This is a genomic window from Methylobacterium sp. J-070 (assembly GCF_022829385.1).
GTDB lineage: Bacteria > Pseudomonadota > Alphaproteobacteria > Rhizobiales > Beijerinckiaceae > Methylobacterium.
The window spans coordinates 53,839-69,020 of the sequence record NZ_JAKSXX010000182.1; the positions used below are offsets into that span (position 1 = coordinate 53,839).

At 72.4% G+C, this 15,182-nt stretch carries 16 protein-coding genes and 1 pseudogene; 8 read left to right on the forward strand and 9 right to left on the reverse strand.

Annotated features, from left to right (window positions below; translation table 11 throughout):
- Window positions 1-3 precede the first annotated feature (3 nt).
- The 5 genes from MKL01_RS19715 (at window position 4) to MKL01_RS19735 (ending at window position 2,884) form a co-directional block, all read left to right on the forward strand.
- A complete protein-coding gene (locus MKL01_RS19715) occupies window positions 4-483 on the forward strand; it encodes a 3-hydroxyacyl-ACP dehydratase FabZ family protein (RefSeq protein ID WP_243906895.1) in 480 nt (159 codons plus the stop codon).
- Window positions 480-1,607, forward strand: a complete 1,128-nt coding sequence (locus MKL01_RS19720) for a beta-ketoacyl-ACP synthase (RefSeq protein ID WP_243906896.1) — start codon at window positions 480-482, stop codon at window positions 1,605-1,607. Before MKL01_RS19715 ends, MKL01_RS19720 begins: the two co-directional genes overlap by 4 nt.
- 349 nt (window positions 1,608-1,956) lie before the next feature.
- Window positions 1,957-2,166: a cold-shock protein gene (locus tag MKL01_RS19725; protein WP_243906897.1), complete on the forward strand. Its 210-nt coding sequence runs from the start codon at window positions 1,957-1,959 to the stop codon at window positions 2,164-2,166.
- Between the two features lie 109 nt (window positions 2,167-2,275).
- The gene (locus tag MKL01_RS19730) at window positions 2,276-2,644 is read left to right on the forward strand and encodes a DUF6481 family protein (RefSeq protein WP_243906898.1); all 369 of its coding nucleotides are present in this window, start codon (window positions 2,276-2,278) and stop codon (window positions 2,642-2,644) included.
- 39 nt (window positions 2,645-2,683) lie between these two features.
- Window positions 2,684-2,884, forward strand: coding sequence for a hypothetical protein (locus MKL01_RS19735; protein ID WP_243906899.1), 201 nt, complete (start codon window positions 2,684-2,686; stop codon window positions 2,882-2,884).
- A gap of 419 nt (window positions 2,885-3,303) precedes the next feature.
- Here MKL01_RS19735 and MKL01_RS19740 read toward each other — a convergent pair whose 3' ends face one another.
- Window positions 3,304-4,071 (reverse strand): NAD kinase, encoded by a 768-nt coding sequence (locus MKL01_RS19740; protein WP_243906900.1) that lies wholly within the window; start codon window positions 4,069-4,071, stop codon window positions 3,304-3,306.
- 144 nt (window positions 4,072-4,215) lie between these two features.
- Between MKL01_RS19740 and cutA the strand changes: the two genes are divergently transcribed.
- Together cutA and MKL01_RS19750 are read left to right on the forward strand one after the other, a co-directional pair.
- Window positions 4,216-4,569, forward strand: coding sequence for a divalent-cation tolerance protein CutA (gene cutA, locus MKL01_RS19745; protein WP_243906901.1), 354 nt, complete (start codon window positions 4,216-4,218; stop codon window positions 4,567-4,569).
- 439 nt (window positions 4,570-5,008) lie between these two features.
- On the forward strand, window positions 5,009-5,620 hold the full coding sequence (locus MKL01_RS19750; RefSeq protein WP_243906911.1) for a hypothetical protein: 612 nt from the start codon (window positions 5,009-5,011) through the stop codon (window positions 5,618-5,620).
- 67 nt (window positions 5,621-5,687) lie between these two features.
- Here the strand turns inward: MKL01_RS19750 and MKL01_RS19755 are convergent, their stop codons facing one another.
- The 8 genes from MKL01_RS19755 to crtI all read right to left on the reverse strand — a co-directional run bounded on the left by MKL01_RS19755 (window position 5,688) and on the right by crtI (window position 14,735).
- Window positions 5,688-6,824 carry a glycosyltransferase gene (locus tag MKL01_RS19755; protein WP_243906902.1) on the reverse strand — a complete coding sequence of 379 codons (1,137 nt, stop codon included), beginning with the start codon at window positions 6,822-6,824 and terminating at the stop codon, window positions 5,688-5,690.
- A gap of 64 nt (window positions 6,825-6,888) precedes the next feature.
- Window positions 6,889-7,650, reverse strand: coding sequence for a lysophospholipid acyltransferase family protein (locus MKL01_RS19760; protein ID WP_243906903.1), 762 nt, complete (start codon window positions 7,648-7,650; stop codon window positions 6,889-6,891).
- 242 nt (window positions 7,651-7,892) lie between these two features.
- The gene (locus MKL01_RS19765; RefSeq protein ID WP_243906904.1) at window positions 7,893-9,422 is read right to left on the reverse strand and encodes a phytoene desaturase family protein; all 1,530 of its coding nucleotides are present in this window, start codon (window positions 9,420-9,422) and stop codon (window positions 7,893-7,895) included.
- Window positions 9,423-9,526: 104 nt separating this feature from the next.
- On the reverse strand, window positions 9,527-10,369 hold the full coding sequence (locus MKL01_RS19770) for a glutamine amidotransferase-related protein (protein WP_243906905.1): 843 nt from the start codon (window positions 10,367-10,369) through the stop codon (window positions 9,527-9,529).
- 121 nt (window positions 10,370-10,490) lie between these two features.
- Window positions 10,491-11,699 (reverse strand): ABC transporter permease, encoded by a 1,209-nt coding sequence (locus MKL01_RS19775; RefSeq protein ID WP_243906906.1) that lies wholly within the window; start codon window positions 11,697-11,699, stop codon window positions 10,491-10,493.
- Complete coding sequence (locus tag MKL01_RS19780) at window positions 11,696-12,676, reverse strand: ABC transporter ATP-binding protein (RefSeq protein ID WP_243906907.1); 981 nt, start codon at window positions 12,674-12,676, stop codon at window positions 11,696-11,698. The genes MKL01_RS19775 and MKL01_RS19780 overlap by 4 nt, the downstream gene beginning before the upstream one ends.
- Complete coding sequence (locus tag MKL01_RS19785; protein WP_409566289.1) at window positions 12,673-13,149, reverse strand: DUF2141 domain-containing protein; 477 nt, start codon at window positions 13,147-13,149, stop codon at window positions 12,673-12,675. Before MKL01_RS19785 ends, MKL01_RS19780 begins: the two co-directional genes overlap by 4 nt.
- The gene (crtI, locus tag MKL01_RS19790) at window positions 13,146-14,735 is read right to left on the reverse strand and encodes a phytoene desaturase family protein (protein ID WP_243906908.1); all 1,590 of its coding nucleotides are present in this window, start codon (window positions 14,733-14,735) and stop codon (window positions 13,146-13,148) included. Before crtI ends, MKL01_RS19785 begins: the two co-directional genes overlap by 4 nt.
- A gap of 219 nt (window positions 14,736-14,954) precedes the next feature.
- Between crtI and MKL01_RS19795 the strand changes: the two are divergent.
- Window positions 14,955-15,182: pseudogene (locus MKL01_RS19795) on the forward strand (fasciclin domain-containing protein); the annotation flags it as partial.

Consider the following 15,182-nt stretch of genomic DNA (forward strand, 5'->3'; position numbering starts at 1 on the left):
GTCATGCGCCTCGAATACTTCGAGATGATCGATTCCGTGCGGCATCTCGACCGGACGGCCGGGCGGATCGAGGCGCTCGCCCGGGTGCCGCTGGAGAGCCCTGTCTTCGAGGGACACTTCCCCGGCCATCCCCTCGTGCCCGGGGTGCTCCTGACCGAGACCATGGCGCAGGCCTCCGGCTACCTCGTGCTCGCCCATCTCGACTTCGCCCGGATGCCGTTCCTCACGGGCGTCGACAAGGCGCGCTTCCGCGCGTTCGTCGGGCCGGGGGCCGAGCTCGTGGTCACGGCGAGCCTGGAGCACGACGGATCGGGCTACGCGGTGACCCGGGCGGCGATCCGCCACGACGGCAAGGCCCTCTGCGACGCGGAGCTGCGCTTCCGCACGATGCCGTTCCCGGACGGACTCGACGCGCCGATGCGGGCGCGGGCGCGGGCCATCGGCCTGGTCCCGGATCCGGCGCAGCCCGCGGGCCGGCCGTGAGCCGCGCGGTCGTCGTCACCGGCCTCGGCCTCGTCTCCTGCGCGGGCGAGGGCGTCGAGGCCCACCTGTCGGCCCTCGACGGCGCCGCCGCACCCCGCACCGATACCGACACGTTCGCGCCCTATCCGGTGCATCCCGCGCCGCCGATCGTCTGGGACGGCCAGATCCCCAAGCGCAGCGACCAGCGCCAGATGGAGGCGTGGCAGCGCCTCGGCGTCTACGCCGCCGGCCTCGCCCTCGACGCCGCGGGGGTGAAGGCGGATGCGGCCTTCAGGCAGGCGCTGCACCTCGTGGTGGCGGCGGGCGGCGGCGAGCGCGATTACGCGGTCGACGGGGCGATCCTGACGGGGCTGCGCGACGCCGCCGACCCCGGCGCCTACCTGAACGAGCGGCTCCAGAACGACCTGCGCCCGACGCTGTTCCTCGCCCAGCTCTCGAACCTGCTCGCCGGCAACATCGCCATCGTGCACGGGGTCACGGCCGCCTCGCGGACCTTCATGGGCGAGGAATCCGCCGGCATCGACGCCCTGCGGATCGCCCGGGCGCGGGTCGCGTCGGGCCAGATCGACGCGATCCTGGTGGGGGGCTCCTACAGCGCCGAGCGCCCGGACGTGCTGGTGATCCACGAGATGGGCGGCTTCCTGGCCCGCGACGCCTACCGACCGGTCTTCCGGCGCGGGGCGACGGGCGGCTTCATCCTGGGCAGCTGCGCCGCCTTCCTGATGCTCGAATCCGAGGAGCACGCCGCGGCCCGCGGCGCCCGCGCGCTCGCCCGGCTGGAGGGCGTGGCCAGCGACCGCACCCGGCGGGCGCCCGGCAGCGTCGCCGGCAGTCTGGACGGCCTCTGGCGGCAGGCGGGGATCGCGGCCCCCGACCGGGTCCTGTCCGCCGCCACGGGCGTCCCGCAGATCACCGCGGAGGAGCAGGACACCCTGGCGCGGCTCGCCCCCGGCACGCCGGTCCGCGCCCTCGGCGACGTGGTCGGGCACGGGCTCGAGGTGGCGGCGCCGTTCGGGGCGGCACTCGCGGTCGCCCTCACCGCCGCCGGTCGCGCCCGCGAGGTCGCCGTGACGGTGGTGGGGCATCGGCGGGGCGAGGGCGTGCTCCGGGTGGTTTCGGCCTGAACGGGTCGGCCCGCGTCCCGCGGCCTTCTGGCAGCACAGGTTGCGGCCACAGAGTTCGGAACGCGCGCGCCCTAGATCCCGCTCCGCAACACGTCCGTTACCGTCGCGCGCGATAATCCGCCAAGGAATTTTCGTGCCAAGGGCCAGTTGCCGAAGGCAGTATTGCCCTGCGCTTGCCAAAAAACCGGGATCGGGCTATTTCATCGGCATCGGCACGTGTCCGGATTTCTTGGACCGTTACGCCTTCGCAGGGCGGTTCTGACTTTCCTATCGCTAGCGGTCGATACCGGCGCCTCCTCCGCGGAGCAGGTGCGCTCTCTCACTACGCCTGCGAAGATCAAGGACTTCCATGAGCACCGGAACCGTCAAGTGGTTCAACGAGACCAAGGGCTACGGCTTCATCCAGCCGGATGACGGCGGGAAGGACGTGTTCGTCCACATCTCGGCCGTCGAGCGCGCCGGTCTCCGCAGCCTGAACGAGGGCCAGAAGGTCACCTACGAGCTGGAGACCGACCGCCGCAGCGGCAAGCAGTCCGCCGGCCAGCTCCAGACGGCCTGATCGCCGGTCGAAGGGTTTTTCCCGAAGCCGCTCCGTCGGGAGCGGCTTCTTCGTGTCTGCAATCCCTCTATGGGCGGCGGCCTTCGCCGCGCCCGATCCAGGAGTGTCTGTGAGCTTTCCGAACAAGCAGGGCGTCGTTGATCGCCTTGAGGCGGCCGCCAAGGCGCGGTCCGAGATGCTGGCCCGGTTCCGGGCGCGCCCGACGGCCGACGATCCGGCCGTCCTTGCCCGTCAATCCGCCCGCCGTGCGGTGGTCGATGCCCGCGAGGCCCGCGAGGCCCAGCGTGCCGCCCAGCGCCAGGCCGAGATCGAGCGCGCCGCCGCGCAGGCCGAGGCCGACCGCCTCGCCGAAATCGAGCGCAAGCACGCCGAGCAGCTGGCCGCCCAGGAGCGCGCCAAGGCTCTCCAGGAGGAGCAGAAGGCCCAGCGCGACGCGCGCTATCTCGCCCGCAAGGCGAAGGCCCAGAAGCGGCGCTGAGGCTCCGGCCGCACCGCCATCCCGTCCCAGGAGTCCGGCATGTCGCACAAGTTCAAGATCGGCCAGCGCGTCTGCCGGCCCCGGTTGGGCCTTCCCGGCGACAAGGGCGACGGCGAGGTGTTCGAGGTCCTGCGGCTGATGCCGGCGGACCAGACCGGCGAGCTGTCCTACCGGATCCGCACGCAGGGCGGCGAGCGCGCGATCCGCGAGAGCGAACTGGTCGCCGCAAATCAGGCCTGAGACGCCTTAAGATGACCGGAGCGTCGAAGGCGAAGCATCCCTGAATGTCGGATGATCCGGTCCTCTCGACGACGGTCCTGACGGAGGCTTCGACCGGTCATCTCCGAGAGACCGGTGCATCGTGCGATGTTCGAAGCGCCAGCACCGGCGCTTCCAACGGTCACCGCGCCGACACAGGTCTGCCGGGGACGCCGCGATCCCGATATCAGCCGGACCGGATCGCCTGTCGCGGCGGTTCTTGGCCGATCTCGATCTCGGTTTCTGCGGAGACGCGGGTCACATCGTCCATTCCGAACGCCCGAACACCGCCCGCGAGATCCGGGCCGTCTTCGACGGCGCCGGACCGACCCGGGACGCGGCAACGCGGTGACCGGCCGCTGCAGATCGCGCGCCAGCCGGGCGGCACCCGAACCCGGCCATCATCCGAACTGCTCGCGCAGGATGCGCTCGTCGAGGCTGTGGCCGGGATCGTGGAGCAGCACGAGCTCGGTGGCGCGGTCGAGGCAGGTCTCCACCGTGCAGACCCGGCGGAACTCGGTGTGGTCGGCTACGGCGGCCACGGGACGGTGGGGCGCGTCGAGCACGTCGATCCGGATCCGGGCATAGTCCGGCAGCAGCGCGCCGCGCCAGCGCCGGGGCCGGAAGGCTGAGATCGGCGTGAGGGCCAGCAACTTCGCGTCCAGCGGCAGGATGGGTCCTCCCACCGAGAGGTTGTAGGCCGTCGAGCCGGCCGCGGTCGCGACCAGGACGCCGTCGGCGATCAGCAGGTCCAGCCGCACGTTCCCGTCCACGGCGATCTTGAGCTTGGCGGTCTGGTGCGTCTGGCGCAGCAGATAGACCTCGTTGATCGCCCGCGACCTGTGGGAACGCCCTTCGGTATCGAGCACGTCCATCAGCAGGGGGTGGATGACGCTGCGCTGGGCGGCCTCCACGTGCTCCAAGAGGTCGTCGTCCCGGAACTCGTTCATCAGGAAGCCGACCGTGCCGCGGTTCATCCCGTAGATCGGCTTCGGGTCGTCCATGAACCGGTGCAGCACCTGAAGCATCAACCCGTCGCCGCCGAGGGCGACGACCACGTCCGCGTCCTCGGGCGGGACGTGGTCGTAGCGCCGCATCAGGGCGGCGGCGGCCTCGCGGGCATGGCCGGTCGGGCTCGCCACGAAGGCGATCTTCTTGGATGTCGGCATGGCTCAGGCAATGCCAAGCGGGCGCGTCGAGGTCGCGTCGGAGGTCACGTCACGGCTCCAGTGCTGACGAGCGAACCGCCCGGTTGACGTCGAGGCCCGGCCTGCGCCTCACTGCCGGGACACCTGCGCATCCGGAGGCATAGCATGGAGCGTCCGCTCCTCGTCTACACCACCTTTCCCGACCTCGCCTCGGCCCTGAACATCGGCGAGGCCCTGGTCCGCGCGCGGCTGATCGCCTGCATCAACGTGCTGCCGGGGATGCAGTCGGTCTACAGCTGGAAGGGCGCCGTGGAACGGGGCGAGGAGGTCGCGGCGATCCTGAAGAGCCGTGAGGGCCTCGCCGACGCCCTGGCGACCGCCCTGAAGGCGCGCCATCCCTACGAGACGCCGATCATCCTGCACCTGCAGGTCGCCGGCGCCGATGCCGACACGGCGGCTTGGATCGTCGCCGAGACGCAGCCCGCCGGCGCAGCCGGGCCGGAACCTCGGACGGACTGATCCGCTGGGCCGGCCTCCAGATTCACGCCCGCACCGAGCAGGCACCGCCGACACGTTCGGCGGATGTCCGGTTCGTCACCGCTCCGGTCAGGATCCGGCGCTCCGCAACCCGACGCTGGATCCCCGCGGTGGCCCGTGCTCACCGGGCCGACCGGTCCTGTCTGGCCGGCCGCACAAGAAGCCGATGCCTGTGGACAGATTCTGTCGGCAGCCGGAGCGGGTCACGGGTCGGTCGGTCGAAGATCGGCTTCTCTTCGGTACCGGGAGAAGGGTTTTGTTGCGAATAGTATTCCAAAGCGCCAAATAAAAATGATCATTTCTCAAGTTATTGTAGTCGTATTGAGGGATATATGCAGAATAATACTTGGACGTATGCGGAAAATAGATTAGACCCAGCCCGGTACTCTTGCCGCACCCTGATCGTGGGGACGTTGACGTGATGAGGCAATTCCGGGATGCAGTCCGCGCGGTAGCGGCCCTGCTGGCGTGCAGCGCGGGTGTCGGGGATGTCCTGGCGGCCGGCGGCAAGGCGAGCGAGCCGCTGATGACCATCGAGCCGGCGCCCTCCGGTCCGGCTGGTCTCGCCAGCGCCGACCCGCCGGCGCTGCGGTACGGCGTCCTCTATGCCGACCGGGAGGGCCGCAGCCACGTCCAGTATTGCGACCTGAAGAACTTCATCTTCAAGAGCTACGCGCCGCCGGCGGCACCGCAATACGTCGGCTTCCCGCCGGGTGAAGTGGCGTCGATCAAATACGCGGTTCTGCCGGTCGGCTATGTCGGCACGTGGCACACGGCGCCGGGCCCGCAATGGGTGATCACCCTGTCGGGCCGCTGGTCGGTGGAGGCGACGGACGGGGCCGTGCTGGAGCAGGGCCCGGGCGAGGTGGAATTCAACGCCGACACGGGGTCCACGCCGCAGGGACCGGAGGGCCATGTCGGGCACCTCACCCGCCAGGTCGGGGACGTGCCGAACGTGCAGCTCATCGTCTCGCTGAAGCGGGGCACGGGAAAGGCTCGTTCCACCGACCCGTGCCAGCCCGCCCGGCGGTGATCGACGGGGCCGCCTGACGGATCTCATGCAGGCCCGGTACCGCCCGCTCCGGTCTCTACGGTTCGGCTCAGGCGCCGCCCAACGGGTAGCTGCGGCCCTTCCAGGTTGCCGCGCCGGCACGCTCCCGGCGCAGCAGCACGTTCCACTGGATCGCCAGGGCGACCAGGACCGTGGCCGGGTGGAGCGGGATCGTCGCCAGCGGCGCCCGGACCGCCAGGGTGATCGCCGCCCGGGTCGCGAGCGAGAGCGCGGTCGCGACCGCCGCCAGGATCAGGGCCGCGGGCGGCACCAGGCCGAGCAGGCCGACCAGGACCAGCAGCGGCGGCGCCAGCTGGCCGCAGCCCAGGAGCAGGGTCCAGACCGGCAGGGCGCGCGGCGTGGCCATGCCCTCGTGGGCGTTCTTGGAGAACCCGGCCCAGGCTTCCGAGAAGCCCCGGTACATCCGGCAGGTCGCCAGGGCCGCGCCCGCCACCAGGTCGGTGCGATGGCCGGCCGCGCGCAGGATCCGGGGCAGCCGCACGCCGTCGTGCAGGAAGGCGCGGATCGCCGCGTGGCCGCCGATCGCCTCGTAGGCCGCGCGCTCGATCAGGATCATCTGGCCGCAGGCCGCGCCGAGGGACGGGTCTGATCGGCGGCGCATCAGCGGCACCGGCAGGTAGCCGACCAGCAGGAAATCGATCATCGGCACGGTCAGCAGCTCACCCAGCGTCTCGGTGCGCTGCCGGGGCACGCCGCTGACCAGGGCCGCGCCGCCCCGTCGCGCCCGGGCGGCCAGCGCCGCGGCGGCCTCCGGCTCCAGACGGACATCCGCGTCGATGAACAGGAGGTGGCGGCCGCGCGCGAGCCCGGCGATGTGGGCGCAGGCGTGGTTCTTGCCGGTCCAGCCCTCCGGGAGCGGCGGCACCGGCACGACGCGCAGCCGCGGGTCGCCGAGGCCGCGCACGATCGCGGCGGTCTCGTCCGTGGAATGGTCGTCGCCGACGATCACCTCCACGGGCACGGCGCTGCTGGCCAGCGCGGCCCGCACGGTGCCGGCGATGTTGGCCGCCTCGTTGCGCGCCGGGATCAGGATCGAGACCAGGCCGGGATCCGCCTCCGGGGCCGGACGGCGTAGGGCGAACAGGTTCACCGCCGCCAGCACGGCCGGGAGGAGGGCGGCGAGCAGGCACAGGAGGGCCAGGGCCGTGAGCACCGCGTCGGTCATCCGCCGCGCCGCGGCGATGCGGCGGCCGACACAGGCAGCGGGCGGGCGTGCGAGGGACGGGGCGTCATCGGGCGGCGCGATCCTGCTCGTCGCGGGCGTGGTGGGCCGGGTCGAAGCGGCGGCCGGCCAGCCGGGAGGCGAGGCGCCGCCAGAGGTCGTACACGCCGCCGACGCCCTTGCGTCCCGCGACCAGGGCCCGGAAGCGCTCCGGCTCCCGGCTGATGACGTCGGCGCTCAGGCGGTCCAGCGTCGCGGTCAGGTCGGCCTCGAGCCGCGCGAGCCGCGCCGCCCGCGGCAGGGCCGCCAGCTCGGCGCCGGGGGTCCCGGGCCCGAATGCCGCAAACGCCTCGGCGCCGCGCTCGTCCCAGAACGCGTATTCGAGGGCCAAAGGAACGAACAGCGCGTCGGGGGCGATCTCGGCGAGACGCGCCACCCCCGGACGCAGGCCGAGGGGCCGGACGCGGGCGTCGACGAAGCGGCCCTGCGCGGTGATCCACATCACGCGGCCCGCCCCCGTCAGGATCTCCCGGGCGGCAGCGAGGAATTGGGCGCCACCCCGCGGCGTGTCGAGGTCGACCCCGAAGGCGCCGATCCGCTCGAACACCCGGTAGCGCGCGAGCATCGCGGCGTCGAACGGCGCCCGGTTCTCCCGCTTCGGGTAGAGCCGGCCCGACAGCACGATGATCACCGCGGCATCCCACCAGGCGGGATGGTTGCAGTAGATCACCAGCGGGCCGGGATGGTCCTGGGCGGGCGGCACGCTCCAGTGCGGCAGGCGCAGCGCGTCGAAGTGGCGGCACAGGTAGCGCGCGAACCACGCCTCCATGAAGCGCCGGATCGGGGGCGAGACCGGGGGGAGGGGAGCGGCAGCTGAGGGCCGCCGCCGTTTTCCTCCCCCCTCTGCGGGGGAGGGTGGCCCGCGAAGCGGGTCGGGAGAGGGGAGCGCCGTGTCCGGAGAGGGTGCGACGGCAGCCATATCCACCACCGTCGCGCCGCCCCTCTCCCGACCCTCGCTGACGCGAGGCCAACCCTCCCCCGCAAAGGGGGGAGGGGAAGGGCGCGTGGCCGTCACGCCGAGGCGCGCAGGGTGCCGCGCGCGTCCTGATCGTGCGCGTCGGCGGCGATCCAGCCCGACATCATCACCATCGGCATGCCGGGTCCGGGATGGGCGGCGCCGCCCGCGAGGTAGAGTCCGCGCACCTGCCGCGAGCGGTTGCCGGGCTTGAACGCACCCATCACCCGCCCGTGCGACGCGAGCCCGTAGATCGCGCCGTTCAGCACCCGGTAGCGCTCGTGGATGTCCTGCGGCGTCAGGTGCCGCTCGACCACGATCCGCTCCTCCAGGTCGGGCATGCCGCCCGTGCGCTTGAGCTTGTCGAGGATCGTCCGGCGGTAGTTCTGGAACAGCGGCCCGTCCGGGCGCCAGTCGTGGTGCGGCCGGAGATAGGGCGTGTGCACCAGGACGTAGAGCGCCTCGCCGCCCTCGGGGGCCACGCTCGGGTCGGTGGAGGAGGGCGCCGCCAGGTAGGCGGTCGGGTCCGGGGCCGGCTCGCCCCTGTTGTAGATGTAGTCGAACTCCTCCTCGGGGTCGCGGGAGAAGACGAAGTCGTGGTGGTTCAGGTGCTCGTAGCGCCTGTTCAGGCCGAGATAGAGCACCACGCCCGAGCAGGCCGGCTCGGGGTTCTTCTTGGCGTAGGCCTTGGCCGCCGCGCCGCCGACGAGTTCCCGGTAGGTGCGCACCGAATCCATGTTGGAGATCACGGCGTCGAACGGCGTCACGCCCTCGGAGGTGCGCACGCCCCGGACGGCGCCGCCCGCGGTCTCGATCCCGGTGACCTCGGTGTCGGTCTTGCAGGTCGCGCCGAGCTCCTGGGCGAGCTTCGCCAGCCCCTCCGCCACCGCGCGGGTGCCGCCCATCGGATACCAGACCCCGTCGGCGGTCTGCATGTGGGCGATGGCGCAGAGCACCGCCGGCGCGCCGTAGGGCGAGGAGCCGACATATTGCACGAAGTGGTCGAGCATCTGCGCGAGCCGCGCGTCCTTGACCTTGCCGCGGATCGTCGAGGCCACGGAGGCGTGCATCCGCAGCGACAGCACGTCCCGCAGCGTCCCGGGGTTCATGTTGGCGCGGATGTTGATCGTGTCGAACAGGTCCTCGACCGGCTTCCAGAAGAAGAATTTTTCCGAGACACCGTGCAGGTGCTCGGAGATGGACAAAAACTTCTTGTAGCCCTCGCCGGAGCCGGGAGCGAAGCGCTCCATGTCGCCGGCCATCCGCTCGACGTCCTGCATCAGGTCGATGTGGGAGCCGTCGTCGAAGAAGCAGCGCCATTGCGGGTCGAGGCGGCGCAGGTCCATGTAGTCGTGGACGGAGCGGCCGGCCTCCGCGAAGATCCGCTCCAGCACCCGCGGCACGGTCAGGATGGTCGGGCCCATGTCGAAGCGGAAGCCGCCCTCGTGCAGGACCGCCGCCTTGCCGCCGAGCCAGCCGTTCTTGTCGTAGACCGTGACGCGGTGGCCCCGGGCGGCGGCGACGCACGCGGCCGCAAGTCCGCCGAGCCCGCTGCCGATGACGGCGACCGTCGAATCCTGGCTCATCCTGATGGATCGCTCCCCGGGCCCTGAAGCACGCGGCCCGCGGGTGCGAAGCTAGACCCGGGGCCCGCCCGGTCAACGCGCCACCCGGTCGCGGCAGGGGCCGATCAGGCGGCGCCTGTGGACAGATGGCCCAGGAAGTTGCCGATTTCCCGTCGGCGCAGCTCCGGCACCAGCACCTCCGGCCCGATGCCGTGGCGCCAGGCGAGGCGCCGCGTCGCCTCGGACGCGCCGTCCTGCAAGGCCGCGACGTCGTCGGCGTAGGCCGCCACCGTCCGGGCATCCTCGGCAAAGCCGGCCTCGACGATCGCGGTGTCGCAGAGGCGCAGCATGGCGGCGAGCTCGTCGAGGTCGAGTTCGGGATGGTACTGGGTGCCCCAGAACCAGCCGGCGCCGTGGCGGATCTCCAGCGCCTGCACCCCCAGCACCCGGTTGCCCGCAAGGACCCGGGCGCCCGGGGGCGGCTCCAGCACCGCGTCGGAGTGGATCGCGGGCGCGTCCCACACCGCCGGCCGGCCGGCGAGGAGCGGGTGGCCGCGACCGTCCTGGGTCGGGGTGATCGACCGGGCGAAGCCGTATTCGGGCCCGCGCGGGTTCTCGGCGGCGTGGCCGCCGGCCACGGTGGCGGCGACCTGCACGCCCCAGCACGAGCCGAACACCGCCAGACCCGCCTCCAGGGCCGACCGCATCAGGTCGAGCTGCCGGGTCACCTCGGGGGTGCCTTCCGAGACCTTGAGGGTCGATCCGGTGAAGATCAGCCCGTCGAATTCCCCGAGGGCGTGCGGCAGGGCCGCGTCGGCATCGGCCGGGTTGATGAACCGGCAGGTGGCCTCGGCGGCGAGGTCCTGCACCACCGCGGCGTAGGATTCGGCCGAGGTTCGGCCCGTGGCGGCGACGTGCCGGTCCCGGGCCGCGCGGTCGTTGCCGTCGGCGATGAGCAGGCGGAGCATGGACGTCTCGCAAGAGAGGGGCGCGGACCCTGCCCCACCGACAGGGCTTTGTCCGCGGACGGCTGGTCGCAGGACCGGTGCGGATCGTCGCGGCGGTCCGATGCCCCGGCCACGAGCTGAATCACGCCGTCCGCCGCGTCACCATTACGAGCGCGAGCCCCAGCCCGGCGAGCGTCAGCGCGCCCAGCACCCCGAGCGCCGGAGCCGAAGCGCCAAACCCCTCGCCCAGCGCGGTCTGATAGGCCTCGATCGCCCAGGCGTTGGGGGTCAGCCAGCCGGCCTGCTGCAGCCAGGGGGGCATGAGGAAGCGGGGCACCATCGAGCCGCCCACCGCCGAGAGCAGCAGCACCCCGAAGGTCGAGGCGAGGTGCGCCTGCTGGCGCGAGGCGGCGAGTGCGCAGGCGGCGAGCGCCAGGCCGGCGGCCATCGCGGAGACCAGCAGGCAGGCCGCCAGGAAGGCCGGCCAATGCGGCCCGATCTCGACCCCGTACAGCAGCCCGGCCGCCAGGAAGATCAGGCCGGCCTGGACGAGGCCCTGCACGGTCAGGAAACCGAATTTGCCGAGCACCACCACCGGCAGGCCGCCGGGACCCGCCATCAACCGCTCGCTGAGGCCGGTCTCGCGCTCCTCCACCAGGGTCATCGCGCCCTGCATGGCGGCGAACAGCAGGAAAACGGCCGTGATCGCCCCGGCGTAGTAGCTCACCCGGGCGTTGCCGGTGCCCGCGGCGGTGCTCTGACGCTCCACAAGGGACGCGAAGCTGAACGGCTCCTTCCGGGCGCGCTGCTCGGCGAAGGCCTCGTCGAGGAACCGGCGCTCGTCGGGGCCGATCTTCCCGGTCCGCTCCACGTCCGCGACGATGCGCGACAGGACCACATCGGGCAGCGCCTCGTTCAGCACGCGCTGGAGCTGGCCCAGCGCGATCGGCGTCGCCAGCGCCTTGGCGGGGTTCTCCACCAGCACCACCGGCTGGTCCGCGGGGCCGGGGGCCGCATCCCCCGGGGCGGCGATCAGGTCGCCGCGCAGGGCGAGCGCCACGTCGACCTCGCCGGAGCGCACCGCGCGGGCGACATCCGCAAGGTCGCGCGCCGGCAGCCGCGTGACCCGAAGGGACGGGTCGGCCGTGAGCGCGTCGGAGAGGCGGCCGGTCGCCGCCGTGTGGGCGAGATCGGCGAGCCCCAGATGGATGCGGATCCGGTCGCCGGTCGCCCCGGAGAAGATCGCCGCGAAGATCGAGAAGATCACGGTCGGCAGAACGAAGGCCATCACCAGCGCGGCCCGGTCGCGCAGGAGGGTCAGTGCCATGACCCGGAAGGCGGCGCCGATCACCGGACGCCTCCGAGGCGCCGCGGCGCCGACGCGTCGGATTCCGCGACCTCCCGGGGCCGGAGCGCGTCGAGATAGAGCGCCTCCAGCCGCGGGGCGCGCACCCGCACTTCGGCCACCGGCACGCCCTGGGCCCGCAGGGCGCCGAGCAGCGCCGCGCCATCGAGACCGGACCGCTCCACCGAGCGCCAGGTCAGGCCGTCCGCTTCCGCCGGCGCGAAGCCGGCGCGGCGCAGGACCGCCTCGCCGGCACTGTCCGCCGGCACCGCGAGGCTCAGCTCGCGCTCCGGCGCGCCCGCGCGCAGCTGCGTCAGAAGGTCCGTGAGCGGCCCCTCGCGCACGATCCGCCCCTGCGCCAGGAAGGCGACCCGGGACGCCAGACGCTCCGCCTCGGCGAAATCGTGAGTCGCGATGAGGATCGCCGTTCCCGCAGCCTTGAGCCGGTCCAGGACCCGGTGGATCGCCGTCCGCGCCGCGAGATCGACGCCGCTCGTCGGCTCGTCGAGGAGCACGAGGCGCGGCCGGTTCATCAGGCTCGCGGCGATGTTGACCCGGCGCCGGTAGCCGCCGGAGAGGTGGCCGACGGGTCGACGCGCCACGTCGGCGATGTCGGCCATCGCCAGGGCCGCCTCCACGGCCGCCGTCCGGTCACGCCGGGGCACGCCGGCGAGCTGACCGAAGATGCCGAGATTCTCCGAGACGGTGAGCCGGGGGTAGAGGGCGATCTCCTGCGGCACCCAGCCGATGGCGCGACGCGCGCCGCCCTCCCGGTAGGGGTCCGCGCCGGCGACGCGCACCGAACCCGCGGTCGGACCGAGGCGGCCCGCCACGAGGCGCATCAGCGACGACTTGCCGGCCCCGTTCGGCCCGAGCAGCGCCAGGGTCTCGCCGCCGGCGAGGTCGAGGTCGACCCGCTCCAGCACCCGCCGTCCGCCGAGGTCGAGACCGACGCCCGCGAGCCGGACGAGGGGGTCGCTCATCGCCTCGGCACGGCGCGACCGAGGCGCACCCGCACGGAGGCGCCCGGCTCCCGCAGGGTGAAGGCGGCGTCCGCGAAGTCCGGCCGGCCCCGGCGCCCGACGGACCCCGAGAAGCCGTAGGGCTCCAGCGGCAGGCCGAGCCCCGTGCGGTCGAGGCGGCCGTCGCCGTTGGAGTCCTGGTAGGCCGCCACCGCGTAGGTCCCCGGCGCCACGCCCTGGAAGGTGAACAGCGCCCGGTTGTCGGAGGCCGGGGCCTCGTCGCCCCGGACGCATGACGCCCCCGAGAGACCGCCCTGGCACAGGGCGACGCGCACGTAGCCGCCGCCGGGCTCGATCCCGTCGACCTCGACCTGCAGGGTCGCGGCCGCGGCGGGCAGGGCGAGGGCGCCGGGCGCGGCCGCCAGGACGGCCAGGAGGATCCCGGCGCAGCCTTCCGGGGCGCGGCCCCGTGTCCGGCCCGGGACCCCGCTCACGAGGCCTTGCCGGAGGCGGCGAGGGGCGCCGTCTCGGGGATGCCGGCCGCCGCGACCGCGCGGGCGCCGGCCAGTTCCTCGATCAGCAGCCGGGCCGAGATGCGCGCACCCTCGTAGATCACCGGGAGTCCGGAGCCCGGATGGGTGCCGCCGCCGACGATGTAGAGGCCCGGCCCGAAGCGGTTGTGCGGCCGGAAGTAGAGCATCTGCATGAGGTCGTGGGCGAGGTTGAAGGTGGCGCCCTCGTGGACGGCGAAATCCTCCTCCCACTGGGTCGGATCGATGATCCGCTCGTAGCGGATGCGGGACTCGATATCGCCGATCCCGAGCAGCTTCAGGCGATCCAGGATCAGGGCGCGGTAGGTCGCACGCAGGGCCGGCCAGTCGATCCCGGCCTTCAGGTTCGGCACCGGCACCAGCACGTAGAGGGCGGTGTGGCCGGGGGGCGCCATGCCGCCATCCGTGTAGCCGGCATGCTGGACGTAGAGCGAGGGCTGCATCGGCAGCGTGCCCTCGGTGATCTCCCGGATGTTGCGTTCGTAGCCCTCGGCCAGGAGGATCGTGTGGTGCCCGAGGCTCGCGGGCATTTTTCCCTCGATGCCGAGGTAGAGCATGAAGGTCGAGCAGGAGAGCCGGGCCTTCTCGATCTTGGCGTCACGCCAGCGGGGGCGGTGCCGCTCCGGCACCAGGGCACGGACCACCTTGGCGAAATCGCCGTTGATCAGCACCGCGTCGGCCTTGAAGGTCTCGCCGTCGGCCACGACGCCGCTGGCGCGCTTGCCGTCGAACAGGACCCGCTCGACGTTGGAATTCAGCCGCACGTCGACGCCCATGCGCCCGGCCAGGCCCGCCATGGCGTCGGAGACGGCGCCGCAGCCGCCCACCGGGTGGTAGACCCCGTGCTCGTATTCGAGGAACGACAGGATCGTGAACAGGCTCGGGCACCGGAACGGCGACATGCCGAGGTACTTGGTCTGGAACGAGAAGGCGAGGCGCACCCGCGGGTCGGCGAAGTAGCGCTTGAGGTCGCGGTCGACGCTGCGGCCGGGATGCAGGTAGGGGAGGGCGGCCAGCATCGCCGGGCTCGCCATGCTCCGCAGGGTGTGGAAGGCCTGCTGCAGGATCGGCTTGAAATAGTGCAGCTTCGTCCGGTTCTCGGTGAAGAACTTGGTGACGTTCCTGGCGTCGTCGGGGGCGAGCCGGGCGATCTCCTGTTCCATGCGCGCGATGTCGCCGGTGGCGCGGATCGTCCCCGAGATCCCGTCCTGGCCCTCGAACACCAGGTGATACTGGGGGTCGAGGCGTTCCAGCTTGATGTGGTCCTCGAGCCGCTCGCCGCAGCTCGCGAAGATGTCGGCGAGGATCTGGGGATAGAGGAAGAAGGTCGGGCCGATATCGAAGCGGTAGCCGCCCGGCGCCTGCACGGTCTTGGTGCGGCCGCCGACCTGCGCGTCCTTCTCGAACAGCGTGACGTGGATCCCGGCGCGCGCCAGCAGCAGGGCGGAGGCGAGTCCCCCCGGACCGGCACCGACCACGGCCACCCGGCGTCCGGTCAGCGCCCGCAACCCATTCCCAGACTGAAGCAACGCGGCTGCCTCCTTACAGAATCCCCGCACCCCTGCGGCCAAGCTAGCTTCGCATCCGCGCCTGGCAATTGCAGCCGTTTGTCGCGCGCAGATTCCTGTTCACAGGTGGCGCGGCCGGGGGGGCAGCGCCGGTCCGACCGCCTGCCGAAACTTTTTCCCCGGCAGCCCCGTAAGGGCGCGGACTGGCCCGCTCATCGGGGTCGGACGGAAGGACAGACAATGCTCATCACCAACAGCGGCGGCCGCACGGTCAAGGCCCTGGCCCTGGCTCTCGCGCTCGGGCTCGGAGCCAGCAGCGCGGCCTATGCCAAGAACCCGATGGTCGGCGGCGCGCCGATGTACGCCAACAAGACCATCGTCGAGAACGCGGTCAATTCGAAGGACCACACCACCCTGGTCGCCGCCGTGAAGGCCGCGGGCCTGGTCGACACCCTGAGCGGCCCGGGT